We start from the raw sequence: 23,320 nt of genomic DNA on the forward strand, positions 1-23,320 counted from the left end.
CAGTTCAGCACACCGGTGTGCCCCGGACGGTCGCGGCCCGTGTGCGGCCCGGGCGCCGGGCTCCTACCGTGCTCTCATGATCCGGTTCGAGCAGGTCGGCAAGGTCTATCCGGACGGCACGACCGCGGTCGAGGCGCTGTCCTTCGAGGTCGCCGAGGGGGAACTGGTCACCCTGGTGGGCCCTTCGGGCTGCGGCAAGACGACCACGATGATGATGGTGAACCGGCTGATCGAACCGACCTCGGGCCGCATCCTGGTGGACGGCCGGGACGTCATGAAGACCGATCCGGTGAAGCTGCGGCGGGGCATCGGCTACGTCATCCAGCAGGTGGGGCTCTTTCCGCACCGGACCGTCCTCGACAACACGGCGACCGTGCCGGCGCTGGTCGGGTGGAAGCGGTCCAGGGCCCGGGAGCGGGCGGCCGAGCTGCTGGACCTGGTGGGGCTCGACCCGTCGGTGTACGGCTCCCGCTACCCCGCGCAGCTCTCCGGCGGCCAGCGCCAGCGCGTCGGCGTGGCGCGGGCCCTCGCGGCCGATCCGCCGGTGCTCCTGATGGACGAACCGTTCGGCGCGGTGGACCCCGTGGTGCGCGAGCGGCTGCAGAACGAATTCCTCAAGCTCCAGTCGAGGGTGAGGAAGACGGTTCTGATGGTCACCCACGACATCGAGGAGGCCGTCCGGATGGGTGACCGGATCGCCGTGTACGGGCAGGGCCGCATCGAACAGTTCGACACGCCGGGCGCGGTGCTCGGCTCGCCCGCGACCCCGTACGTGGCGGAGTTCGTCGGCGCGGACCGGGGGCTGAAGCGGCTGTCGGTCACCGCGATCGAACCCGACGACCTGGAGCAGCCGCCGCTGGCCCGCCTGGACGAGCCGGCGGGGGCGGCGGCGGCCCGGCTGGCCGCTGCCGGTGCGCGCTGGGCGGTCGTGCTGAACGAGGCGGGCGAGCTGCACGGCTGGGTGTCGGCCGACGCGCTGCGGATCGCCGGGGACGAGGGCACGGTCGGCGAGCTGGCCCGCCGGATGGACGCGTGGGTGCCGGTGGGCGCGCCGCTGAAGCGGGCGTTCAGCGAGATGCTCCAGCGGGACGCGGGGTGGATCGCGGTGCTGGACGGGGCGCGCTTCCTCGGGGTGCTGACCCCGGCGAAGCTCCATGAGGCCCTGCGGCGTTCGGTGGACGCGGACGCGCAGGGTGTGGGGCGCGACGAGGTGCGGTTCGACTCGGTGGCGGACGCCTGAGGGACGCGCCCCGGTCAGGCGTCGGCCGCGTACTGCCAGAAGTCGCGCATCAGGGACGGCGGGGTGGGACCGGTCATCTCCACCTGGCTCAGCATGATCGCGGCCGTGCCGGTGGCCGGGACGATGTGCGCCGTGGTGCCGGTGCCGCCGACCCAGCCGTAGCGTCCCGGCACGTTCCACGGGGCGGTCCTGTCGACGTCCACCGCACCGCCGAAGCCCCAGCCCTGGCCCTCCGTGAACAGCCCGCTGGCCTCGCGCTGCGCGGACGTCAGGTGGTCCGTCGTCATCTGCCGCACGGACGCGGGCGCCAGGATCCGCCGGCCCTCCACCGTGCCCTCGCCGAGCAGCATGCGGGCGAAGGTGTGCAGGTCGTCCGCGGTGGAGACCAGTCCGCCGGCCCCGGACGGGAAGTCCGGCATGCTGCTCCACTGCCCGGCCGGGACGTCGACCAGCTCCACTCCGCCGTCCGCGTCGGGCCGGTACAGCGCGGTGAAGCGGTCGAGCTTCTCCGTCGGGACCATGAAGCCGGTGTCGCTCATGCCGAGCGGTCCGAAGATCCGTTCGGCGAAGAACTCCGGCAGCGGCTGCCCGGCGACCCGGGCGATGAGCACGCCCAGGATGTCGGAGCAGGTGTTGTACAGCCACTGCTCGCCCGGCTGGGCCAGCAGCGGGATGCGCGAGAGCGTGTCCATCCAGGCGTCCGGCGGGGCGACGCGGCGCGGCAGCGGTGAGCCCTGCTTCAGCTCGCTGAACAGGAGACCGGCGGCGGGCAGTGCGAAGTCGGACGGGAATCCGTAGCCCGCGCGCGAGGTCATGAGGTCGAGCACGGTGAGGGGGCGGGCGGCCGGGACCACATCCTCCACCGGTCCGTCGGGGATGCGGACGACGACGGGTGCCGCCAGTTCGGGCAGCCAGGGCGCGACCGGGTCCTCCAGCGCGATCCGCCCGTCCTCGACCAGCGTCATGGCCGCGGCGGCCGTGACCGGTTTGGTGACCGACGCGATTCTGAAGACCGAGTCGCGGGCCATCGGGGTGCCGTCGTCCGTACCGGCGTCGCCGACCGCCGCCACCTCTACGTGTCCGCCGCGCGCCACCAGGCCCACGGCGCCGGGGACCGATCCGTCGTGGACGTACTTCTCGAGAACTTCGCGCAGGGTGCTCATCGCTCCGCCTTGTCCGGGGGTGTCGAAGGGTTGACCGGTGCGGCGTCCCGGAGTCATCGGTCCGCGCGCCGCTCTGCGGGCTCACCCCTTCTCGCCGGGGACGAGGTGTTCGGAGCGCAGATAGGCGCGGGCCACGTCCTCGGGGAGCCGGCGCCAGCTGTCGACCTGCTCGTTGAGCCGGGCCAGGTCCGATGTGGTCAGTACGGTGTTCAGCTTGCCCAGGGCCTTGCGCACCCCGGCGCCGCCCGCGCGGGCCCGGTTGACGACGGGGACGAGGTAGTCGGCGTTCTGGAGGTGCTTGTCGTCGGCGAGCAGGACGAGCCCGAAGTCGTCCAGGGTCGCGTCGGTGGTGGTGGTCAGCACCATCTGGTCACGGCCGCTCTGCACGGCCTGTTTGGCCTGCGTGGTGCCGACGCCCTTCGGGTCGACGGCGGTGATGTCGATGCCGTACGTCTTCTTCAGCCCGGGCGCGCAGTACGGGCGCTGGACGCACTCGTCGCCTGCGGCGAGCCGTACCGGGAGGCCGGAGCGGCCGAGGTCGCTGAGGGTCCTCAGGTGGTGTTCGCGCGCGTAGGCGACGGTGACGGCGAACGCGTTCTGGTCGACGGCTTTGCCGGGATCGAGGACGGTGAGCCCGCGCGGTGCGGCGAGGGCACGCAGGGCCTTCATCGTGGCGGCGAGGTCGGGTGAGCCGACGGGGGCGGCGTCGGCACCGTGACCCTTGGCGTTGAGCCAGTCGGCGAAGGTGGCCGCGTATTCGGGAACGACGTCGATCTGGCCGTTCTCGAGGGCGGGTTCGTAGATCTCCCGGTTGGTGACGGAGATGATCTCGGTGGAGTATCCGGCGCGGTCCAGCAGCAGGGCGTACATCTGAGCGAGGAGGTCGCTCTCGGTGAATCCCGCGGAGCCGATGGTCAGATGCTTGCTGTCGCCGGGCGGGGCGGTGACCGCGCCCTGGTTCTCCAGCGCCGGTCCGGTGGTGCAGGCGGTGGCCGCCAGCAGCAGGAGCGCGGCGGGAGTGCGTGCCGGGCGTCGCAGGCCGGACGGGGCTCTCCGGACGCGCCATGGCGGGCGGCCCGTCCGGGAGCGGGGTCGGGCCCTCACGCGGTCGCCTCCGCCACGCGCAGCCCGAACCGGCGCGGCGCGAACCGCTGGGCCGCCTCGAAGACCCCCTCCACGACCAGGGCGAACGCCGCGACCAGGACCGCTCCGGCGACCACCTGCGGGGTGGAGGCGAGGTTGAAGCCGGCGGTGATGATGCGGCCGAGCCCTCCGCCGCCCGCGAGCGCCGCGATGGTGGCCGTGGCGACGAGCTGGACGGCGGCGATGCGCACCCCGGTGATGATGAGGGGCAGGGCGAGCGGCACCTCGACCTGGAGGAGCAGTTGGCGGCCCGTCATGCCCATGCCCCGGGCGGCCCGGACGACGTCCCGGTCGACCTCGCGCATGCCGACGTACGCGTTGGTGAGCAGCGGGGGCACGGCGAACAGGACGAGCGCCACGACCGTCGGGCCCTCGCCCCAGCGGCCGACCGGGGTGAGCAGGAGGAGCACCAGGACGGCGAAGGTGGGCACGGCGCGCCCGACGTTGGAGATGTTGACGGCGAGCGCGCCGCCCCGGCCGAGGTGGCCGAGGAGCAGGGCGACGGGCAGCGCGATGAGACAGCTGATCAGCAGGCAGACGGCGGTGAGGTAGAAGTGCTGGGCGAGCCGGGCACCGATGCCGTCCTGGCCCTGCCAGTGCGCGGAGGTGGTGAGCCAGGACCAGGCGTCCGTCAGGGTGTTCACGTCCGGCTCCTCGTCCACGGGGTGAGCAGGCGTTGCAGCAGCAGGAGGAGCAGGTCGGCGGCGACGGCGATGACGACGCACAGGACGGAGGCGGTGAGCACCTGGGCCTTGAAGTACGTGTTCATCCCGGCGTAGATGAGGTTGCCGAGCCCGCCGTAGCCGACGATCGCGCCGATGGTGACCAGGGAGACCGCGGAGACGGTGGCGATGCGCAGCCCGGCCATCGCGGCGGGCAGGGCGAGCGGGAGTTCCACGGCGACGAGCAGCCGGACGGGGCCGTAGCCCATGCCCCGCGCCGCCTGCCGGGTCTCCTCGGGAACGGCTCGCAGCCCGGCCAGCACGTTGCGTACGAGCAGGGTCAGCGAGTAGAGCACGAGGCCCGCGACGACGAGCGAGGCGGAGAGCCCGTACACCGGCAGCAGCAGGGAGAACATGGCGAGCGACGGGATGGTGTAGAGGATCGTCGTGACGCCGAGGACGGGTCCGGCGGCCCAGTGCCAGCGTCGTGCGGCGAGGGCGAGCGGCAGGGCGAGGACGAGGCCGATGAGCACGGAGACCGCGGTGAGCTGGATGTGCTGCAGCGCCGCGTCCCAGAGGATGTGGCGGCGGCTGCTGAGGTAGGCACCGCAGATCCACTCGTTGCGCGCGAGGCAGTCGTCGGGGGGCGCGGTCACCCGTCCATTGCAGCCCGCACGGCCCGGGCGCGCTCGTCCGGGTCGTCCGATCGGGCCACCGCGCCCACGGTTCAGGAGGCGGAGGCGGCCTTGTCGAGGATCGCGGCCAGTTCGTCGGGGCGGGAGAACATCGGCCAGTGGCCGGTGTCCATGGTGACCAGCTCCCACCGCTCGCTCGTCAGCAGCCGGACCACGTCCTCGGCCGGCTCCGGTCCTCGAGGAGGCACTTGATGTAGGTCGCGGGCAGTTCGCCGAGCGGGCGGTCCAGGACGGCCGGGTCGGCGAGGGCGGCGCCGGGGTGCGGCGTCGCGCCCTTCCGGAACCGCGCGATCTGGTCGCCGGTCAGCTCCTGGCCCGCGAACTCGGCGGCCTCCGGTACGGCCCAGAGGCCGCTGTTCGCGTCGAGCTGCCCCTGGAGCGCCGCCGGCCCCTGCCACCACGCGGAGACGAACGACTCACCGTCGGCGGGGACGCAGGCGTCCACGAAGACGACTCGGGCCACGCGGTCGCCCAGGCGCTCGGCGGCCTGGCCCACGGGGATGCCGGAATAGCTGTGGCCGACCAGGACGAGGTCGCGCAGATCCAGGCGTTCCACCTCGGCCACGATGTCGGTCACATGGGCCTGCCGGCCGACCGGCCGGTCCCGTTTTCCGCCGAGCCCGGACAGGGTCAGCGGGTGGACGCCGTGTCCGGCCGCGCGCAGCCCCGGCACCACTTCGTCCCATGCCGTCTCGTCCAGCCAGGCACCTGCCACCAGTACGAATTCAGTCATGGGCGGACCCTAGGCCCTGTCGTCACATTCCGTCTGCCGGGCGACGGCAATGTGACGACAGGACCTACAACACCGTCAGATCGCGTCCGCGCCGCCCATCACCCGTGCCGACGAACGGAGTTCCAGGATCTCCAGGACGCGCCCGCCCCAGCGCAGGTTCTCCTCCTCGAAGGACCGGCCGCGCATCAGGGTCAGATACGGGCCCACGCGGTCGCTCCCCGCGAGGAACGCCGCCTCGTCGCGGCCGTCGAGCAGGCGCAGGCGCAGCCGTTCGTAGCGGGCGAGCTTGGCGCGCGCCCACTCCATGCGCTCCTCGACCGAAGCGCGTACCGCGTCGGCGTCGCCGATGTCCACGGCCTGGATCATCACCAGCAGTTCGTCCCGGATGGCCGTGGGCCGGGGCGCCTCGGCGGTGAACGCGCCGAGCGCGTCGCGGCCGGCCGGTGTCAGCGTGAAGAGCCGCTTGTTCGGCCGGCGCACCTGCTCGACCACACGCGCCTCGATCAGACCGTCCTCGGCGAGCCGGTCCAGTTCGCGGTAGAGCTGCTGGGGGGTGGCCGACCAGAAGTTCGCCACCGAGACGTCGAAGACCTTCGCCAGGTCGTATCCGGACGCCTCGCCTTCGAGCAGGGCTGCCAGGACCGCGTACTTGAGGGACATCTGGACACGCTAGCACCCATGTGATTAATGTCGTTCACACCTATTCAACAAATTGACTATGGAGGTCGGGATGCTCGCTTTCCGCAAGGCCGTCGAGGCGCACGATCTGGCGGCGGTCGAGGCCGCACTGGCCGACGACGTCGTCTTCACCAGCCCGGTGGCGTTCAAGCCCTACCCGGGGAAGCCGGTCACGGCCGCGATCCTGCGGGCCGTCTCGGAGGTCTTCGGGGACTTCCGCTACGTACGGGAGATGGCCGGCCCGGACGGGCGTGACCACGCGCTCGTCTTCACCGCGAAGGTCGGCGACCGGGAGATCACCGGTTGCGATTTCCTGCACCTGAACGAGGACGGTCTGATCGACGACCTCATGGTGATGGTCCGCCCCCTGTCGGCCGCGCAGGCGCTGGCTGCGGAGATGGGGGCGCGGTTCGAGCAGATCAGCCGGGAGGCGGCGGCGGGCTGACCGGCCGGGCGAGGTCCGGGGGCGTCGAGGCGGCCGGTATCGCGGTGTCGCACGCGAAGCGTGGGCGTATCGTCACTTTTATGGGCAATCGCGGTCGCGTGCCGGACTCGGCGCGGTTCCGTCTCGACGCGGTGGTGGCGCGCGCCATGCGGGACACGGGCGCCACCGTCGCGCTCCTGTACGTGCTGCCGCCCGGCGGCTCGATCCTGCGCCTCGCGGTACTCGCCGGGGTCCCGTCCGAGATCGCCGACCCCTGGGTCCGGGTTCCGCTGTCCGCGCCGCTGCCGGTGTCGGACGCGCTGAAGGACCGGAGGCTCGTCTGGCTCGGCAGCCAGGAGGAACTGGCCCGGCGGTATCCCCGCCCTGCGCTCGTCCTGCCGTACAACTTCTCCCTGGCCGCCTCGCCGGTCCTCGCAGGCGCCGAGAGCCTGGGCGGTCTCGTCCTGCTGTGGCCGGGCTCGCACCCGGAGCGACTGACGGAGCAGGAACGCGCGACGGTGCGAGGCATCTGCGACGACGCGGCGCGAGCGCTGCTCCGGGCCCGGACGCAGGGGCATCCGATCACCGCCGACCACGGGCTGTGGGTGATCCCTCCGGTCGCCGCCACGCCTGCCTCCCCCGTCGAAGCCGCCGCGGCGGCGGACTTCGTCGCGCGGCTGCCCGGCGGCTTCTGCACGCTGGACACCAGCGGCCGGATCACCCACATCAACGACGCCGGAGCCGGTCTGGTGGGGGCGCGCGCCGAGGAGCTGAGGGGAACGGTCCCCTGGGAGTCCCTGCCCTGGCTTGCCGACCCGCACTCCGAGGACCGGTACCGGGGAGCCCTGGTCAGCCGGGAGCCGGCGTCATTCGTGGCTCTGCGGCCACCGGATGACTGGATCTCGTTCAGCCTGTATCCCGACGCGTCCGGCATCAGCGTGTACATCACGCGCGCCGACCGGGGAACGCCACCCGCCAGGATCGCGGGCCACACCCCGCCCTTCACCCCGGGCCGGGCATTCGCCCTCTACCACCTGATGCACCTCGCCGCGACGCTCACGGAGGCCGTGGGCATTCAGGACGTGGTCGAGCTGATCGCCGAACAGCTGGTGCCCGCCTTCCGTATCCAGGCGCTCGCCGTGCTGACCGTGGCCGAGGGCCGGCTGCGCATCGAGGGGCACCGGGGCTTCGGCGACGAGCTGATGGAGTGCTTCGAGGGCGCACCCCTGACATCCGACGCCCCCGTGGCCCGGGTGCTCAGCACCGGCGTGCCCGCCTTCTACCGGACCTTCGACGAGTTCCGGCGCGCCTTCCGGCCTGCGTCCCTCCAGGAGGGCCTGGCCGCGTGGGCCTTCCTGCCGTTGTTCGCCTCCGGACGCCCGGTCGGCACGCTGGTGTTCGGTTACGAGCGCACGCGCCCCTTCGAGCCGGAGGAACGGGCCCTCCTCACCTCGATCGCCGGGCTCATCGCCCAGGCTCTGGACCGGGCCCGCCTGTACGACACCAAGGAGCAGCTGGCCCACAGTCTCCAGGAGCACCTGCTCCCCCACAGGCTGCCCCGGATCGGCGGGCTGGACGTGGCCGCCCGCTATCTGCCCGCCACCCGGGGCATGGGCATCGGAGGCGACTTCTACGACGTCATCCCGCTCGACGCCACCACCGCGGCCGCCGCCATCGGCGACGTGCAGGGCCACAATGTGACGGCCGCCGCCCTGATGGGGCAGGTACGCACGGCGGTGCACGCGTCGGCCGGCGCACCGCCCGCCGAGGTCCTGGCACGCACCAACCGGCTCCTCGCCGATCTCGACGCCGACCTGTTCACCAGCTGCCTCTACGTCCATCTGGACCTGGCGGGCCACCGCGCCCTGCTGGCCACGGCCGGCCACCCGCCGCCGCTGCTGCGCCACCCCGACGGGGAGACCGAGGTGCTGCGGCTGCCGCCCGGTCTGCTGCTGGGCGTCGACCGGGACGCCCGCTACCCGACGACCGAGATCCCGCTGCCACCGGGCGCCGCGCTCGCCCTGTACACGGACGGGCTCGTGGAGGTCCCGGGTACCGATATCGACCGGTCGACGACGGCGCTCGCCGAGCAGTTCGGCCTGTACACCGGCCACCCGATGGAGGCCGTCGCCGACAGCCTCGTCCGGTACGCGAAGGACGTCACACCGGGCAGCGACGACATCGCGCTGCTCCTGATCGAGGCGCTGAGGGGCGACGGCGGCTGAGGCGCGGCCCCCGGCGCTCCGGCCGGGCGCCCCGAACGACCGTTCCGCCGCCACGACTTCCCCGGTGCACGGATGCTCCGGGACGCCCAGCACCCTCCCCGTCGATCGTTCTCATCCACGTGCCGGAGTGCCGTGCTGTTCGCCGATTTGCGCGGGCCGCGCGGGCGCGGTTGATTGGAATGAGGTACGTGCGTCGCCCGGCGATCGACGGGTGACCGCCGTGCGTGGTCCTCGATGTGGGGTGAGATCCGTGCTGTTCGCCGACCGTCCCGACGCGGGCCGGCGGCTCGCCGAAGCCCTCCGGCCCCTCGCGCAGAGCGATCCCGTCGTGCTGGGCCTCCCCCGCGGCGGTGTGCCGGTGGCCTTCCGTGTCGCGCAGGAGCTCGGCGCCCCGCTCGACGTCATCGTGGTCCGCAAACTGGGCGTCCCCCACCACCCCGAGCTGGGCTTCGGAGCCATCGGGGAGGGCGGGGTCCGGATCATCAGCGACGACATCGTGCGCGGAACCGGCGTGTCGGACTCCGACATCGCGGCCGTCCAGGAGGCGGAGGAGGCCGAACTGCGGCGTCGGGCCCGCGAGTTCCGGGGCGACCGGCAGCGCATCCCGCTCGCCGGACGCACCGTGGTCCTCGTGGACGACGGGATCGCCACCGGCGCGACCGCCCTCGCCGCCTGCTCGGTGGCCCGGGCGCAGGGCGCCGCGCATGTGGTGCTGGCCGTGCCGGTCGCGCCCCCGTCCGCCGCGGCCCGGCTGCGGAAGGAGGCGGACGAGCTGGTCTGCCTGTCGTCACCGGCAGCGTTCTCGGCGGTGGGCGAGTGGTACCGGGACTTCGGCCAGACGCCGGACGAGGAGGTCGTCGCGCTGCTGGCCCGGGCCGCCCGGCAGACCGGTCCCCGGCTGACCAGCGACGTCCTGGTGGAGGCCGGCGGGGTGGACCTGCCCGGCACCCTCACCCCGGCCGGTGACTCCGGGGCGCTCGTCGTGTTCGCCCACGGGTCCGGGAGCAGCCGGCACAGCCCGCGCAACCGGTCGGTCGCGGCGGCGCTGAACCGGGCCGGGCTGGGCACCCTGCTGTTCGACCTGCTCACCGCGGACGAGGAGGCGGAGGGCGGCCATGTCTTCGACATCTCGGCCCTCGCCGGCCGCCTGGTGGACGCCACCGCCTGGCTGCGGAGCCATGCGCCCGGGCCCCTCGGCGTGTTCGGTGCCAGCACGGGCGCGGCCGCCGCGCTCCAGGCGGCGGCCGTCATGGGTGCGGACCGGGAGACGGGCATCGGTGCGGTCGTCTCGCGGGGCGGCCGGCCGGATCTGGCCGGGGCCCGCCTGGGCGAGGTGCGCTCCCCGACCCTGCTGCTCGTGGGCGGCCGGGACACCCAGGTGCTGGCCCTCAACCGCCGGGCTCAGGCGGAGCTCCGCTGCGAGAGCCGGCTCGACGTCATCCCCGGTGCCACGCACCTCTTCGAGGAGCCCGGCACGCTGGACGAGGTCGCGGAGCGGGCGCGCGCGTGGTTCCTGAGCCATCTGTCCGGCGCCGGCACCCGACCGTAGGCCCGTCCCGTTCAGCGGTGCATCGAGGCGCCCTTCAGGATCTTGTCCACCGCGTTGCGGGGGCCGTGCACCGCGATCCCGACCAGGTCCAGCGAGTCCCGGTGCACCGCGCGCACCGCGGCGCGGTTGTCCCGGTCGTTGCCCGTCGCGAAGAGGTCCGAGGTGAAAACGGACAGCGCCACGCCCCGGGACACCGCACGGGTGTGCGCGGTGGTGACCATCTCCTTCGTGCCCTCGAAGACCATGACCGGCTGGCGGAACATCGGCAGGTACGGGGTGTCGTCCGCGTCGGTGTAGGGCTCGCCGATCAGCTCCGGGGCGGCCGTGGACAGACCGCTGACCAGGAAGGCGGTGACGTTCAGCCGCTGCCAGGTCTCCAGGTCGTCACGGAGCAGCACGGCGATCTTGGTGTCGAAGCGGACGGGGGCGGTGGCAGTGGTCTCAGCTGTCATGCCCCGAGCCTGCCGGGCCGTCCGGGGCCCGGTCTTGTACGAATTTTGCACATGGGGCGCGGCGTACGATCGGCGTATGGCCGCAGCACGTCCCGAGATCACCGCGTGGTCGCCGCCCGTGGAGGGCATCGCCGAGGTCTTCCACGCGCGCTTCACCGACCACGCCTATCCCATGCACACGCACGACGCCTGGACGCTGCTGGTCGTGGACGAGGGCATGGTGCGCTACGACCTGGACCACCACGAGCACGGTGTGCTCACCCACACGGTGACGCTGCTGCCGCCGCACGTCCCGCACAACGGCGAGGCGGCCACTCCCGAGGGCTTCCGCAAGCGCGTGCTGTACCTGGACACCGGCCAGGTGGACGAACGCCTGATCGGCCGGGCGGTGGACCGGCCGGTGCTGCACGACCCGGCGCTGCGCAGCCGTATCGACAGCCTCCACCGCACGCTCGCCGACCCGGGTGACGAGCTGGAGGCGGCGAGCCGGCTCGCGCTCGTCGCGGAACGCCTCGAACAGCATCTGGGCGACCGGGTCGGCTCCGCCCCGTACGTCCACGACGGCAGGATCGCGCACCGGCTGCGCGAGCTGCTCGACGCGACGTATGTCGAGGGCATCACGCTCCAGGAGGCCGGCGCGCGGCTGCACGCTCACCATGCCCATCTGGTACGGGCGTTCAGCCGCGAGTTCGGGATGGCACCGCACCAGTACGTCACGGGCCGGCGGGTCGACCTGGCACGCCGGCTGCTGCTGCGCGGGGTCCCGGCGTCGGCGGTCGCCACGTCCGCGGGCTTCTACGACCAGTCCCATCTGAGCCGCCACTTCAAGCGGATCGTGGGTACGGGCCCGGGCCACTACGCCCGCGCGCGCGGCGCGTGAGGCTCTAGGGGTGTCCGGAAAGTCCCGTCGTACGCCCGCAGGGCGTGGCCTGCGGCGTCCGGTGCGTGCTCTCGGCGTGCCGGCCGGCATCCCTCGTACTGGACGTACTTGGGATGTTGGCCGGTGCGGCGAGAGTGCGTGCCAGGCGTCGCGGGCCAGACGGGACTTTCCGGACACGGCCTAGCCGCGCTGCAGCACGCCCCGGACGAACGCCGCCTGGCCCGCGTGCTGGAGGTCGTCCGACAGGACGCTGACCAGCCGCACCCCCAGGGTGACCGGCGGGTTCCACGCCTCGTCCACGACGCGGCCCAGCGCGTGGCCGTCCAGGCCCCGGATGTAGGCGAGCGTGTTCTCGTGGACGGCGTCGTAGTAGCCGAGGAGCAGATCGGCCGAGCCCACGCGGACGGCCGCGACCTCCTTGCTGTTCTGCCCGTAGCCGGTGGCGTCGGCGGGGAGGGGCAGGTCGAAGCGGCCGGCCCAGTCCTGGGCGGTCCAGAGCTGTTCGGTGCCGGCCGCGTCCGCGATGTGGTCGTCCTGGACGCGGGTCAGATGCCAGACGAGCCAGGCGATCGAGTTGGCGTCGTCGTCGAGCCGGGCGTGGAGGTCGTCGGGATCCAGGCCCTCGACGGCCGCGTGCACGGTCTCCTGGATGCGGGAGTACCCGTCGGTGAGGATGTCGGTGACGTTCATGCGTTCAACCATGGCCGTTCGCCTTCCCCCGCGCGGCCACCGACACGCACGGGGGGCGGGCACCGGCGGGGAGGACCCGCCGGTGCCCGCCCGGTCGTCAGCTGTAGATGCCGAACTCCCAGAGGGAGTAGCCCCACGCCGTGCCCCGCTGGGTGAGGTTGAGCTTCACGTAACGGGCGGTCTGCGCGATGTCGAGGTCGTCGGCGTCCCCGTCACCGGTGGTCGTGGTGTACACCGACCGCCAGGAGTTGCCGTCGTCCGAGACCAGCACCTCGTAGGACTTGGCGTACGCCGGGTCCCACACCAGCTGGAGGTGACGGAACGACTTCCGCTCGCCCAGGTCGACCTGGATGGACTGCGGGTCGCTCCAGTCGCTGGCCCACCGGGTGTCGAGGCGACCGTCGACCGCCATCGCCGCGGTGCAGGGGCAGCCGCTGCTGCCGGCCTGGGCGGAGGAGGCGGTGGCCGGGCGGCCGAGGGCGATGTCGGTGCCGCTGACCGGGGGCACCACGACCTTCACCGACTTGGTCTCGATTCCGGCGTTGCCGTGCCCGTCCTCGGCCTGGATGTACACCTTCCACACGCCGAGCCGCGCGGGCGCGGTCACCGCGAAGGTGCCGTTGCCGGTGGACCGCCAGGTGGCCTCCACCAGGGCCTTGTCGCCGGTCGCGTAGTTGCCGCTCAGGTAGATCTTGTACGTGACCGGGTCGTTGTCCGGGTCGCGGACGTCGGCGCGGACGGTGAACTCCTTGCCCGCGGGGGCACCGCCGGCGTTCTGCACCGTCATGTTGCTGATGACGGGCGGGGTGTTGTCACCGGCGGTGGAGCCGCTGTACGCCTTCTTCAGGGCGTAGTAGGAGAGCCGCTTCTTGCCGTCCGGCACCACGTTGAACCACACGCCGCCGAAGTCGTGCTCGGTGCCGTAGTGGAAGAAGGTGGCGCCCAGTGCGACACCCCGGTGGGCGGTGACGCAGTTCCACGCCTTGGTGTAACCCTCGGCCTTCTGTACGTCGGTGGGCTCGTCCGGGACGCCGTTGGCGTCGTCGGGGACCTCCCACTCACCGGCCGGGCCGCCCTCGGTGATGATGTAGGGCTTGGTGTAGCCGCCGGTCTCCCAGGTGTTGCGTACGGCGCAGATGTCGCCGTACGAGTTGACCGAGTAGAGGTCCAGGTCGGGGGCGTTGCGCTTGTAATAGGGCCAGGCACCGGTCCACGCGTCGGTGGACGTCACCGGGTGGTCGGGGTCGATGGTGTGGATCTTCTTCGCGACGTCGTTGACGAAGCTGGTGTAGGCGTTGCGCTGCTTCTCCAGCTCGTCACCGCTGTAGCAGTTCTGCAGGCCGAGCACCGACTCGTTGCCGACGTTCCACATGAGCACACCGGGGTGGCTCTTGTACGTGTCCACCCACTTGGCGAACTCGGTGAGCGACGAGGACTTGTAGGCGTCGTCGGTCAGGTAGTTGACGCAGCCGCCGCTGCCGGGACCGCCACCGGGCTGCAGCCAGAAGCCGCTGACCACGCGGATGCCGTTGGCCGCAGCCGCGTCGAGCAGCGGCTTGGAGGTGCCGTCGGTGCCCCAGGTCCGGATGGTGTTGACGCCCATGGACTTCAGGTCGGGCATGTAGCGCGCCGCGTCGTTGACGGACGGGCCCCAGGTCAGTCCCTTGACCTGGTACGGCTTGCCGCCGACGGTGAGCTGCCAGTTGCCCTGCGAACCGGTGACGCGGACGGCCCCGCCGGTGCCGGGGTCGGGATTCGTGGAGCCGGTGGTGCCGTACACCTGGAACTCCCACAGGGAGTAGCCGTAGCCGCCGGCCCGGGCGGTGCCGTGCATCCTGACGTAGCGGCCGGAACCGCTGACCGCGAGGTCGTCGGTGCCGCCGTCGCCGTTGGTGACGGTCTTCAGGGTGCGCCAGTCGGAGCCGTTGTCGGAGGCCTGGATCTCGTACGCCTTGCCGAAGGCGGATTCCCAGGTCAGGACGACCCTGGTGAGGTCGGCGGTGGCGCCCAGGTCCACCTGGAGCCACTGGGGATCGCTCCACTGGCTGGCCCAGCGGGTATCGGTGAGGTTGCCGTCCACGGCGGCCGAGGCCGCGTATCCGGCGCCTTCGGACGAGGACGCGGTGGCGGTCTTCCCCTGTGACAGCAGGGATTCCGCGGCCCGGGCGCCCGGCGCGGTCAGCATGACCAGCGACGAGGCGAGGAGGGCGAGAAGGGTGATCAGCAGCGTGCCCGCGCGGGGTCTCGCGGGCAGGGCTGAACCGGCTCTGTGCACATTCTCTCCTGGCGGAAGAGTGCGGGACGGGGATCCCGCGGCGGGTTGGGAGAGCGCTCTCCCAGGAGAGTGACGTGTACTCGTCCAGCTGTCAACGATCAGGACACGCCGGGTTCACAGGAATGTGCGCGAGGGGTTACGGAACGAGGTTCCGCCCGGGCTCGACGGGGTGCTCCGCGCGGCCGCCGACCCCTGCGGCCCGCGCCGCGGCGTGCAGCGAGCGCAGGGCCAGCAGGAGGAACCCGATGTCATCGAGGTACATCGGATCGGGCAGCAGGTCGACCGGCGACACGGTGTACAGCACCGCCGCCCAGACCAGCGCCTTGTTGTGCAGCGGGACACCGGCGTCCACCAGCAGCTTCCTGGCCTTGAGGACCCGCACCAGGAGGACGCCGGCGACGGCCAGCATGAGCAGCGCGAGGGCCGCGCCGACGATGATCCAAGCCTTGGTGTCCATGCTTCATCCTGCCTTATCCGGAGCGTTGCGTCCGCTGCCGGTTGCGGCGCTTCAGGGCGCGGCGCTCGTTCTCGCCGAGCCCGCCCCACACCCCGGCGTCCTGGTTGTTCTCCAGCGCCCACCGCAGACATTCCTGCTGTACCGGGCAGTGCCGGCAGACCGCCTTGGCCTCCTCGACCTGGACGAGCGCCGGGCCGGTGCTTCCGATGGGGAAGAACAGGTCCGGGTCCGCGTCGCGGCAGGCCGCGTGCATGCGCCAGTTCTCCATGGACTCTCACTCCTGACAGTCGTGTGCGTCGCGTTTGCCTCGGTACGCTGCGGGTGACCGGCATTTCGCCCGCGAAACCCCGGTGGCCCTTCCCTTCGCGTCCTCTTCACGTCCCGCGAAGCTGCGGGGGCGGCGGCTCAGGGGCGATCATGGGAGACGGCGGGCCTGCGTCGGGCACGGTGACGGCTGGGAAGGATCGTCCGTGGGCGGCACTGATGACATGCGGATCGGCTGGGGCGAGGCCCGCCGGGCGGGCGCGCGCCGGTCGTCCGAGAGCGGTCTGCTCGACGTCCTCGGAGTCGCCGCGCTCGTCCTGGACACCGAGGGCCGCATCGTCCTGTGGAGCCCGCAGGCCGAACGGCTCCTGGGGTATTCCGCCGAGGAGGCGCTGGGCGAGTTCGCCGCCCGGGTGCTGGTCGACGAGGAGCACTTCGAGCTGGTGCTGCGCCTGTTCGGCGAGGTGATGAGCAGCGGTGAGGCATGGGCCGGGGTCTTCCCCGTACGGCACAGGGACGGCACCACCCGGCTGCTGGAGTTCCGCAACATGCGGTTGCAGGACGACCGGGGTGAGTTCTACGCGCTGGGTCTCGCGGCCGACGGGGACGTGCTGCGCCGGGTGGAGCGGGATCTCGCGCTGTCGGTGGGCCTGGTCGACCAGTCGCCGATCGGCCTCGCGGTGCTGGACCCGGATCTGCGCTTCCTGTCCGCCAACACCGCGCTGGAACGGATGGACGGCATGGACGCCGCCGGGCACCTGGGGCGGCCGATCGACGAGGCGCTGTCGTTCCTGGGCCCGGACGGCCTGGCGGCGGCCGCGCGGGAGGTCCTGGACAGCGGTGTCCCGCAGGTGTCGCGCCAGGTGGTCGGCCGCTCCCCCGCCGCACCGGACGGCGACCGCGCCTGGTCGGTGTCGCTCTACCGGCTGGACGACTCCGCGGGGCGGGTGCTGGGCATCGCCGTATCGCTGATCGATGTCACCGACCGGTACCGCGCGGCGGCCGAGGCGGAGCGGGCCCGGCAGCATCTGGCCCTGATCGCGGACGCCTCGGTGCGCATCGGGACCACGCTCGACCTGGAGCAGACGGCCCTGGAGCTGGCGGAGGTCACCGTGCCGCAGCTCGCCGACGTGGCCGCGGTGGACGTGCTGGACAGCGTCCTGAAGGGGCGCCCCGGCCCGTCGGACGGCCCGCTCCTCATCCAGGCCCTGGCCGTCGTCGCGGCCCGGCCGACGCCCGTGGTGGAGGCGGCGGACCCGCCGGGCCGGGCCGCACGCTACGGCGCCGACCGCCTCGTCACCCGGTGTGTGCGGACGGCCCGGCCGGTGCGGGTGCCCCGGCTCGACGCGGTGACGCTGGCGCGGGTGGCCCGCGACGAGCGGTCGGCCGCCCTGCTCGCCGAGGCCGGTGCGCACTCGTATCTCGCGGTGCCGCTGATCGCGCGGGGTGAGGTGCTGGGGGCGATCGACCTGATCCGGACGGACAACCCGCTGCCGTTCACCGAGGAGGACGAGGCGCTCGCCGCCGAGCTGGCGGCCCGGGCCGCGGTCGGCATCGACAACGCGCGGCTCTACCGGCAGCAGCAGGAGACCGCGCTGACGCTTCAGCGCAGCATGCTGCCGCGCAAGCACCACGATCCGGTGGGCATGGACGTGGTGTCCCGGTACCGGCCGGCCGCCTCACGGTACGAGGTCGGCGGGGACTGGTTCGACGTGATCGGGCTGCGCGACGACGGGACCGCCCTGGTGGTGGGCGATGTGATGGGCAGCGGGATCAACGCGGCCACCACGATGGGCCGGCTGCGCACCGCCACCCAGACCCTGTCCCGGCTCTCCCTGGAGCCCGCCGAGGTGCTGCGGCACCTGGACGAGATCACGGCCGGTCTCGACCCGTGGTTCGCCACCTGTGTGTACGCCGCGTACGACCCGGGCGCCGGGCGGTGCCGGGTGTCCACCGCCGGGCATCTGCCGCCGGTGCTGATCCCGGAGGGCGGTGAGCCGGTGCTCCTCGACCTGCCGGCCGGGGCGCCGCTGGGGGTGGGCGGGGTGCCGTTCAGCGATGTCACGGTCCCGCTCGGCCCGGGCGACCGGCTGGTCCTCTACACGGACGGTCTGGTGGAGACCCGGGACGACGACATCGACAGCCGGCTGGCCACGCTGCTGGGGCTGTTGCGCACTCCGGACGCGTCGCTCGACGCGACGTGCGACCGGCTGCTGCGCGAACTGCGGGACCCGGACGGCCACGACGACGTGGCGCTGCTGATGGCCCGGGTCCACGCGTGACGGCGGCCCCAGGTCAGTGCGCGCACCTGCGCCGGGTGCGGCACTTCGCGGTGGCGCGTACGCGGTAGCCGCCGACGCCGAGGAAGCCGAGGCCGATGCCCAGCATCCAGGAGTCCTTGGCGAGCGCGATCCCGTCCTGCGTGGGCCGCAGGCTGCCGGGCTCCCGCATGCCGGGGGTCCGCAGATAGAGGCCGAAGAGGCCGCCGGAGAACCCGGTGAGGGCGAGCCCGGCGAGCCGGGTCGGTACGAACGGGACCAGCAGGGTGGTGCCGACCGCGATCTCGGACCAGGCGAGCAACCGGGTGAACCGGGCGGGTTCCAGCTTGCCGAGGAACGGATAGGCGTTGCTGGCCATCCCGTGCAGGCCCTGGGCGGTCCCCTCGTCGGCCTTGAGCTTGCCGAGGCCGGAGTTGAGGATGAAGGCGCCGGTGGCGAGGCGCGGCGGGATGTCGCGCGGTTCGGGCAACAGCATCATGACGTGAGCCTCCACGGAACAGGTCGTCGGCCCCCGGTCGAGCCTAGCCAGCGGGTGACCCGGGCGCGCGTCGAGCGGCCGGGCGGGTGGGCGATACTGAGCGCGGCGGGTACGCGAGAGGGGGCTCAGTGGTCCAGCAGCCAACGGAATACGACATCGTGGTGGTCGGCGGCAGCGGGGTGGACACGATCGTCCGCGTCGACGCCCTGCCGGTCCCCCTGGCCGACTCGGTGATGGTCGGCCCGATCCAGGAGTGGCCCGGCCAGACCGGCGGCAACGTGGCGCTCGGCGCCCGCGCGCTGGGGCTCGGCGTGGCGTTCCTGGACTGTATCGGCGACGACTGGACGGGCGCACAGGTGCGCGAGCGCCTGGCGAAGGGCGATGTGGAGTTCCACGCGGTGATCTCGCCGGCCGGGACCCGGCGCGCGGTGAACCTGGTGGACGCGACGGGCCGGCGGATGTCGTTCTACGACGCCCGGGACCCGGAGGACCTGCGGATGCCGCGGGACTTCTATCTGCCCCACCTGCGCCGGGCCCGCCATGTCCATCTGTCGATCACGCACTTCGCCCGGTTCCTGTACGACGACATCGAGGCGCTGGGAGTGCCGGTCTCCACGGATCTGCACGACTGGGACGGTCTGAACGAACACCAGCGGGAGTTCGCACTCCGGTCGGATCTGGTCTTCTTCAGTGCGGCGACGACCGGGGAGCGCGCGCCCGAGCTGATGCGGGAGATCCTGCGCGAGGGCCGGGCCGGGACCGTGGTGGCCACGGCGGGCGCGGAGGGTGCGTATCTCCTGACGCGCGACGGCGGCGACGCGCCGGTGCACGTTCCGGCGGTGGTGCCGTCGGCGCCGGTGGTGGACAGCAACGGGGCGGGCGACGCCTTCGTCACCGGTTTCCTGTACGGCAGGCTCGACGGACGTGAGCCTGCCGAGTGTGCCCGGCTGGGGGCGGTGTCCGGCGCCTTCGCGTGTACGGCTCCGGGCTCGACGGCCATGATCGGCCGGGCGGAGCTGCTGGCCGCGTGAGACGTGCGGGTGCCCCGGCTGCCGGGGCACCCGCACGGACGGGTCACTTCAGGTAGGGGCCCGCGGTGCCGATCTTTCCGGGGCCGTTGAGCACGTACACGCGCATGTTGCCCTTGCCCGGGGCGTCGACGCTGAGCTTTCCGTCGCTGACGACCCGGGTGTCACCGGTGACGGCGTCCTTGTAGGTGCCGTTGGGGATGCCGGTGTAGGAGGCGCCGCCCGTGACGGTGACCAGGGCGAAGCTGTCGGTCACGCCGCTGGTGTAGCGGCGCTTGTACGCCATCTGGCCCGTGATGCCCTCCGTGGAGTACTGGCCCATCTGCAGGGCGGGGACGGCGCGGCGGATCCGGTTCAGCCGCTGCAGGTGCTTCACCAGGGGCTGGGCGAGAGTGTTCGCGACCTCACCGGACGCCGAGTCGACCTGCGAGAACTCCGAGGAGGTGACGTTGCCGGCGAGGTGGTCGCCGTAGTAGGCGCGGCCGGTGGTGGCCAGGGGGCAGGTGGGGCCGCAGTCGATCTTCTTGCCGGCCTGGAACTCGATCTCCGATCCGTAGTAGAGGGTCGGGATGCCGCGGAACGTCCACATCAGCGACATGTTCTCGGCCCAGGCGTCGGTGCCGCCCGCGTAGCGTTCGCTGCTCTTGTTGGGCCCGTAGTCGTGGCTGTCGACGTAGACGACGTTGTAGGTGGCGTCGTTGGTGGAGTCGTCGGAGTCCTTGCCGTTGTTGAACGCGTTGGTGGCGTCACCGAAGTTCATGTGCATGCGCATGTCGATGATGTTCATGCCGGAGAACCGGCTGTGGTCCGGGGTGTGATAGCTGTTGCCGTCCAGGAAGGCGTTGCCGGACGTCGGCTGGGCGCCGGTGCCGAGCTGCTCCTCGTACGCGTACATCTCCAGGGCGGCCTTGGTGTCGTCGGCGTCGTACTCCTTGCGTTCCTTCCAGGTGTAGAACTGCGCCGAGTGGTTGACCGAGCCGCGGTTCCACTTGTCGTTGACGAACGCGCCGACCTCGCCGAAGACGAGGAAGTTCTTCGCGGCCCCGGCACCGAACTTCTGGGTGACCCGTTCCTGGATGGCGGGCAGGAAGCGGCGGTTCCAGGTGGTGCGCGGGATGTGCACCGCGGTGTCGACGCGGAAGCCGTCCACGCCCATGTCGATGTACTTGTCGTAGGCGCCGATCAGGTAGTTCTGCACCGGTGCGGACTCGGTGTTGAAGTCGGCCAGGTCCTCGTGCAGCCAGCAGGAGCGGGAGTCCTCGCCCTCCCAGTTGCCGAGCCAGCAGGTGTGGTAGTACTCCTTCGGGAACATCCCCGACGTGGGGTTGGGCCACTGGCAGTTGTAGATGGTGTAGCCCTCGGCGGACTTGGCGCCGGTGGGCTTGCCCCAGTTGAGACAGGTGTTGCCGGCGGGTTCGGCGGTGGACCACAGGTCACCGTTGTAGTAGGACTTGCCGCTCTTGGGCTCGACGGTGAGCCCGTCGTACTCGAAACCCTCGTTCTTCTCGTCGTAGTACCAGCTCCACTGCGTGTCGCGGACGCCGTAGACGGTCGGCGTGAACAGGCCCTTTGCGCCCCAGCGCGAGGAGTGGTTGTAGACGACGTCCTGGTAGATCTTGATGCCCTTGGCGTGGGCGGCGTTGATGAGGTCCTGGTAGGAGGCTCCGGCGGACTCCAGGCGGGGGTCGACCTTGTAGAAGTCGTATCCGTGGTAGCCGTGGTAGTCGTAGTCGGAGCGGTTCAGGACGACCGGGGTGATCCAGATGGCCGAGAAGCCGAGCCCCTTGATGTAGTCGAGTTTGTTGACCAGGCCCTTGAAGTCCCCCCGGAACATGGGGTCGTTGTTGGCGGCGTTGCCGGATTTGGCGTCCTGGCTGCCGCCCCGGTCATTGCTCGTGTCACCGTCGTTGAAGCGGGCGGTGAGGACGAAGTAGATCGGGTCCTTGCGGGGGTCGGTTCCGAGTGGTGCGCCCTGGGCCGCCGCCGGTGGTGTGGCGCCGGTGGTCGCCTTCGCGGGTGCGGAGGCGGCGGAGGTGTTGCCCGCCGCGTCGACCGCCTTGACGGTGTAGGTGTAGGCGGTGTGCTCCTCCAGACCCGGTTCGGAGAGCACGGTGGAGGTCACATCGGTGACGACGCTGCCCTTGGTGCCGCCCGTGCGGGTGACCTGATACCTCGTCACCTTCGTGTTGTCGGTGGAGGGTTCCCAGCCCAGGACGACCGCGACGCCGTCGGCCTTCGCCGTCACTCCGGTCGGCACGGTGGGCGCTTCGGTGTCGGCGGGTTCGGCGGCGCAGGGGTCGTCGGCGTCCTCGGCGACCGCGCGGTCCTTCACGGTGCTGCGGCCGGCCGGGATGGTGTAGTCGCCGCCGTTGTTGTTGTCCCAGACCCCGTTGCCGTTGTTGAACGCGGCCTTCATCGAGGTCGCGGCTCCGAGGTCGACCGTCTTCTTCACCCAGCCGGTGCACGCCGGTTCCATGCCGACGCCGGGCACGGTGGTCCACGAGCCGCCCGCGGGCCGGTAGTGGAGGTTGGTGGTGGTCCAGCCGACGGTGGCGGTGGAGTAGTACACCGAGGCGGTGTGCGCCTCGTCGGACGGGGTGGGGCCCGGGCCGGGGTCACCGCTGTCCGCGCACGGGTCGCTGTGGGCGACGACTCCGTCCTTGACGGTGACGCTCCCGCCGCCCAGGTCGTAGTTCCTGCCCCCGTTGTTGTCCCAGACGCCCGAGCCGTTGTTGAAGGTCGCCTGGATGCCCTCGGCACCGGAGAGCGGGACGGTCTTCTTGACCCAGTCGGTGCAGGCGGCCTCCATGGCCACCCCGGGCACGGTGGTCCACGTACCGCCGTCAGGGGCGTAATGCAGGTTGTAGGCGGCCCAGTTCTTGGTCTTGGTGAAGTAGAAGACGGTGGTCGTCGCGTCGGAGGCCGCGACGGGCCGCGCTTCGAGGCCGGTGTCCGGCAGTGCGGTGAGCAGCCCGCACACCGCGGCGGCGGCGGCGGACGCCAGGGTGCGTCTCAGCAGCCGGTGGGCGTTGCGTTTCATGGTGTCTCCAGGGAAGGGCCACGGCGGCGGCGAAGCCGTGGCGACCGGGGCGCGGGGAGTGGGGCCCACGCCGTCCCGCCGGAGACCCTGACGCGCCTCAAGGTCCGAGCGAGCTTGTAAATCAAGCCGGAATGTTGCTGCAATCGCTTGCAGCAGGGAAGTTACCGGCACATGACAAGCCCGTAAAGAGGTGCGGGGCAGCCTCTCGCGACGCCTGTCGCCCGGGCTCAGAACGGCACGGTCAACTGCGCCTGCACATGTGCGTACAGCACCCCGGCCATATCGGTCTCACCGTTGCTGAGCAGCCATTGGGTCTGAAGTCCGTCCATCAGCGCGATGAGCTGCTGCGCCGCCTCGCGCGGGTCGATGTCCTCGCGCAGCACTCCTTTCTCGCGCGCCTCGGTGTACGAGACGGCCGTGGACCGGACCGAGCAGCGGTACCGCTCCACGAAGTAGGCGTGGGCCGGGTGGTCCGCGGAGGTAGCCTCGGCGGACAGGACGCAGAACAGCTCGACTATGCCGCGCCGCTCCGCGTTGAGCGCCGCGAGCCCGACCAGCCGGCGCAGCCGGTCAACGCCGGTGGGGCGGCCCGCCTCCAGCCACTGGTCGTCCACGGCGTCACGGTGCTCCAGGACGGCGAGCAGCAGGGATTCCTTGGTCGGGAAGTGGTGCAGCAGTCCGGGATGCGAGATGCCGCAGCGGGTGGCGATCACCCGCAGCGAAGCGCCCCGGTACCCGGCCTCGCCGAACATGGCCATCGCCTGGTCGAGGATTTCACCGCGTTTGGCCCGGCCCTTCGCGTATCCACGCCGCTCGTCGCCGGTCACTCCGCACACTCCCCGGTCGTCCTGGCAGGCACCGCTGCGTATGTTTGCATCCTACTTACTTACCACTAGGTCGGTATTCGGCGTACGGTGGTGCCCGGAGCGCACAGCCTCCGCGTATCGAACGATGAGAACGTCGCC

20 protein-coding genes and 1 pseudogene are annotated in these 23,320 nt (G+C 71.8%); 7 read left to right on the plus strand and 14 right to left on the minus strand.

Features of this window, described 5'->3' with window-relative positions; translation table 11 throughout:
- The first annotated feature begins 76 nt into the window (after positions 1 to 76).
- Positions 77 to 1,240, plus strand: a complete 1,164-nt coding sequence (locus tag ACFZAT_RS21855; protein ID WP_391265920.1) for a betaine/proline/choline family ABC transporter ATP-binding protein — start codon at positions 77 to 79, stop codon at positions 1,238 to 1,240.
- A gap of 14 nt (positions 1,241 to 1,254) precedes the next feature.
- On the opposite strand, the gene ACFZAT_RS21860 is transcribed toward ACFZAT_RS21855, so the two are convergent.
- The 6 genes and pseudogenes from ACFZAT_RS21860 to ACFZAT_RS21885 form a co-directional block, all read right to left on the minus strand.
- Complete coding sequence (locus ACFZAT_RS21860) at positions 1,255 to 2,403, minus strand: serine hydrolase (protein ID WP_391265921.1); 1,149 nt, start codon at positions 2,401 to 2,403, stop codon at positions 1,255 to 1,257.
- An 81-nt stretch (positions 2,404 to 2,484) separates the two neighbouring features.
- The gene (locus ACFZAT_RS21865; RefSeq protein WP_391266063.1) at positions 2,485 to 3,441 is read right to left on the minus strand and encodes a glycine betaine ABC transporter substrate-binding protein; all 957 of its coding nucleotides are present in this window, start codon (positions 3,439 to 3,441) and stop codon (positions 2,485 to 2,487) included.
- 62 nt (positions 3,442 to 3,503) lie between these two features.
- Positions 3,504 to 4,190 carry an ABC transporter permease subunit gene (locus tag ACFZAT_RS21870; RefSeq protein WP_391265923.1) on the minus strand — a complete coding sequence of 229 codons (687 nt, stop codon included), beginning with the start codon at positions 4,188 to 4,190 and terminating at the stop codon, positions 3,504 to 3,506.
- Complete coding sequence (locus ACFZAT_RS21875) at positions 4,187 to 4,864, minus strand: ABC transporter permease subunit (protein WP_391265925.1); 678 nt, start codon at positions 4,862 to 4,864, stop codon at positions 4,187 to 4,189. Before ACFZAT_RS21875 ends, ACFZAT_RS21870 begins: the two co-directional genes overlap by 4 nt.
- A gap of 71 nt (positions 4,865 to 4,935) precedes the next feature.
- A pseudogene (locus tag ACFZAT_RS21880) lies at positions 4,936 to 5,636 on the minus strand (alpha/beta fold hydrolase).
- 75 nt (positions 5,637 to 5,711) lie between these two features.
- A complete protein-coding gene (locus ACFZAT_RS21885; protein ID WP_391265927.1) occupies positions 5,712 to 6,296 on the minus strand; it encodes a helix-turn-helix transcriptional regulator in 585 nt (194 codons plus the stop codon).
- Positions 6,297 to 6,366: 70 nt separating this feature from the next.
- On the opposite strand from ACFZAT_RS21885, the gene ACFZAT_RS21890 reads away from it, so the two are divergent.
- From ACFZAT_RS21890 to ACFZAT_RS21900, 3 genes are all read left to right on the plus strand, one after another.
- The gene (locus tag ACFZAT_RS21890; RefSeq protein ID WP_391265929.1) at positions 6,367 to 6,759 is read left to right on the plus strand and encodes a nuclear transport factor 2 family protein; all 393 of its coding nucleotides are present in this window, start codon (positions 6,367 to 6,369) and stop codon (positions 6,757 to 6,759) included.
- Between the two features lie 80 nt (positions 6,760 to 6,839).
- Entirely contained in the window at positions 6,840 to 8,963 is a 2,124-nt protein-coding gene (locus tag ACFZAT_RS21895; protein ID WP_391265930.1) for a SpoIIE family protein phosphatase, read from the plus strand.
- 250 nt (positions 8,964 to 9,213) lie between these two features.
- Positions 9,214 to 10,512 (plus strand): phosphoribosyltransferase family protein, encoded by a 1,299-nt coding sequence (locus ACFZAT_RS21900; RefSeq protein WP_391265931.1) that lies wholly within the window; start codon positions 9,214 to 9,216, stop codon positions 10,510 to 10,512.
- 11 nt (positions 10,513 to 10,523) lie between these two features.
- Here ACFZAT_RS21900 and ACFZAT_RS21905 read toward each other — a convergent pair whose 3' ends face one another.
- Positions 10,524 to 10,964 (minus strand): DUF2000 family protein, encoded by a 441-nt coding sequence (locus ACFZAT_RS21905; protein WP_391265932.1) that lies wholly within the window; start codon positions 10,962 to 10,964, stop codon positions 10,524 to 10,526.
- Positions 10,965 to 11,040: 76 nt separating this feature from the next.
- On the opposite strand from ACFZAT_RS21905, the gene ACFZAT_RS21910 reads away from it, so the two are divergent.
- Complete coding sequence (locus ACFZAT_RS21910) at positions 11,041 to 11,844, plus strand: AraC family ligand binding domain-containing protein (RefSeq protein WP_391265933.1); 804 nt, start codon at positions 11,041 to 11,043, stop codon at positions 11,842 to 11,844.
- Positions 11,845 to 12,024: 180 nt separating this feature from the next.
- Here the strand turns inward: ACFZAT_RS21910 and ACFZAT_RS21915 are convergent, their stop codons facing one another.
- The 4 genes from ACFZAT_RS21915 to ACFZAT_RS21930 form a co-directional block, all read right to left on the minus strand.
- Complete coding sequence (locus ACFZAT_RS21915; protein ID WP_391265935.1) at positions 12,025 to 12,534, minus strand: DUF664 domain-containing protein; 510 nt, start codon at positions 12,532 to 12,534, stop codon at positions 12,025 to 12,027.
- A 97-nt stretch (positions 12,535 to 12,631) separates the two neighbouring features.
- Positions 12,632 to 14,809, minus strand: coding sequence for a discoidin domain-containing protein (locus ACFZAT_RS21920; protein WP_391265938.1), 2,178 nt, complete (start codon positions 14,807 to 14,809; stop codon positions 12,632 to 12,634).
- A 136-nt stretch (positions 14,810 to 14,945) separates the two neighbouring features.
- Positions 14,946 to 15,266, minus strand: coding sequence for a DUF1232 domain-containing protein (locus tag ACFZAT_RS21925; protein ID WP_391265941.1), 321 nt, complete (start codon positions 15,264 to 15,266; stop codon positions 14,946 to 14,948).
- 13 nt (positions 15,267 to 15,279) lie between these two features.
- A complete protein-coding gene (locus tag ACFZAT_RS21930; RefSeq protein ID WP_391265943.1) occupies positions 15,280 to 15,534 on the minus strand; it encodes a WhiB family transcriptional regulator in 255 nt (84 codons plus the stop codon).
- Between the two features lie 220 nt (positions 15,535 to 15,754).
- Between ACFZAT_RS21930 and ACFZAT_RS21935 the strand changes: the two genes are divergently transcribed.
- Positions 15,755 to 17,812 carry a SpoIIE family protein phosphatase gene (locus ACFZAT_RS21935; RefSeq protein WP_391266064.1) on the plus strand — a complete coding sequence of 686 codons (2,058 nt, stop codon included), beginning with the start codon at positions 15,755 to 15,757 and terminating at the stop codon, positions 17,810 to 17,812.
- Positions 17,813 to 17,825: 13 nt separating this feature from the next.
- Here ACFZAT_RS21935 and ACFZAT_RS21940 read toward each other — a convergent pair whose 3' ends face one another.
- Complete coding sequence (locus ACFZAT_RS21940; protein WP_391265946.1) at positions 17,826 to 18,287, minus strand: hypothetical protein; 462 nt, start codon at positions 18,285 to 18,287, stop codon at positions 17,826 to 17,828.
- A gap of 158 nt (positions 18,288 to 18,445) precedes the next feature.
- Between ACFZAT_RS21940 and ACFZAT_RS21945 the strand changes: the two genes are divergently transcribed.
- Positions 18,446 to 19,318: a PfkB family carbohydrate kinase gene (locus ACFZAT_RS21945; protein WP_391266066.1), complete on the plus strand. Its 873-nt coding sequence runs from the start codon at positions 18,446 to 18,448 to the stop codon at positions 19,316 to 19,318.
- A gap of 43 nt (positions 19,319 to 19,361) precedes the next feature.
- Here the strand turns inward: ACFZAT_RS21945 and ACFZAT_RS21950 are convergent, their stop codons facing one another.
- Positions 19,362 to 22,355, minus strand: a complete 2,994-nt coding sequence (locus tag ACFZAT_RS21950) for a carbohydrate binding domain-containing protein (protein WP_391265947.1) — start codon at positions 22,353 to 22,355, stop codon at positions 19,362 to 19,364.
- A gap of 227 nt (positions 22,356 to 22,582) precedes the next feature.
- A complete protein-coding gene (locus tag ACFZAT_RS21955) occupies positions 22,583 to 23,182 on the minus strand; it encodes a TetR family transcriptional regulator (RefSeq protein WP_391265948.1) in 600 nt (199 codons plus the stop codon).
- Positions 23,183 to 23,320 lie beyond the last annotated feature (138 nt).

This window comes from Streptomyces sp. NPDC008163 (assembly GCF_042956885.1).
Classification (GTDB): domain Bacteria; phylum Actinomycetota; class Actinomycetes; order Streptomycetales; family Streptomycetaceae; genus Streptomyces; species Streptomyces drozdowiczii_A.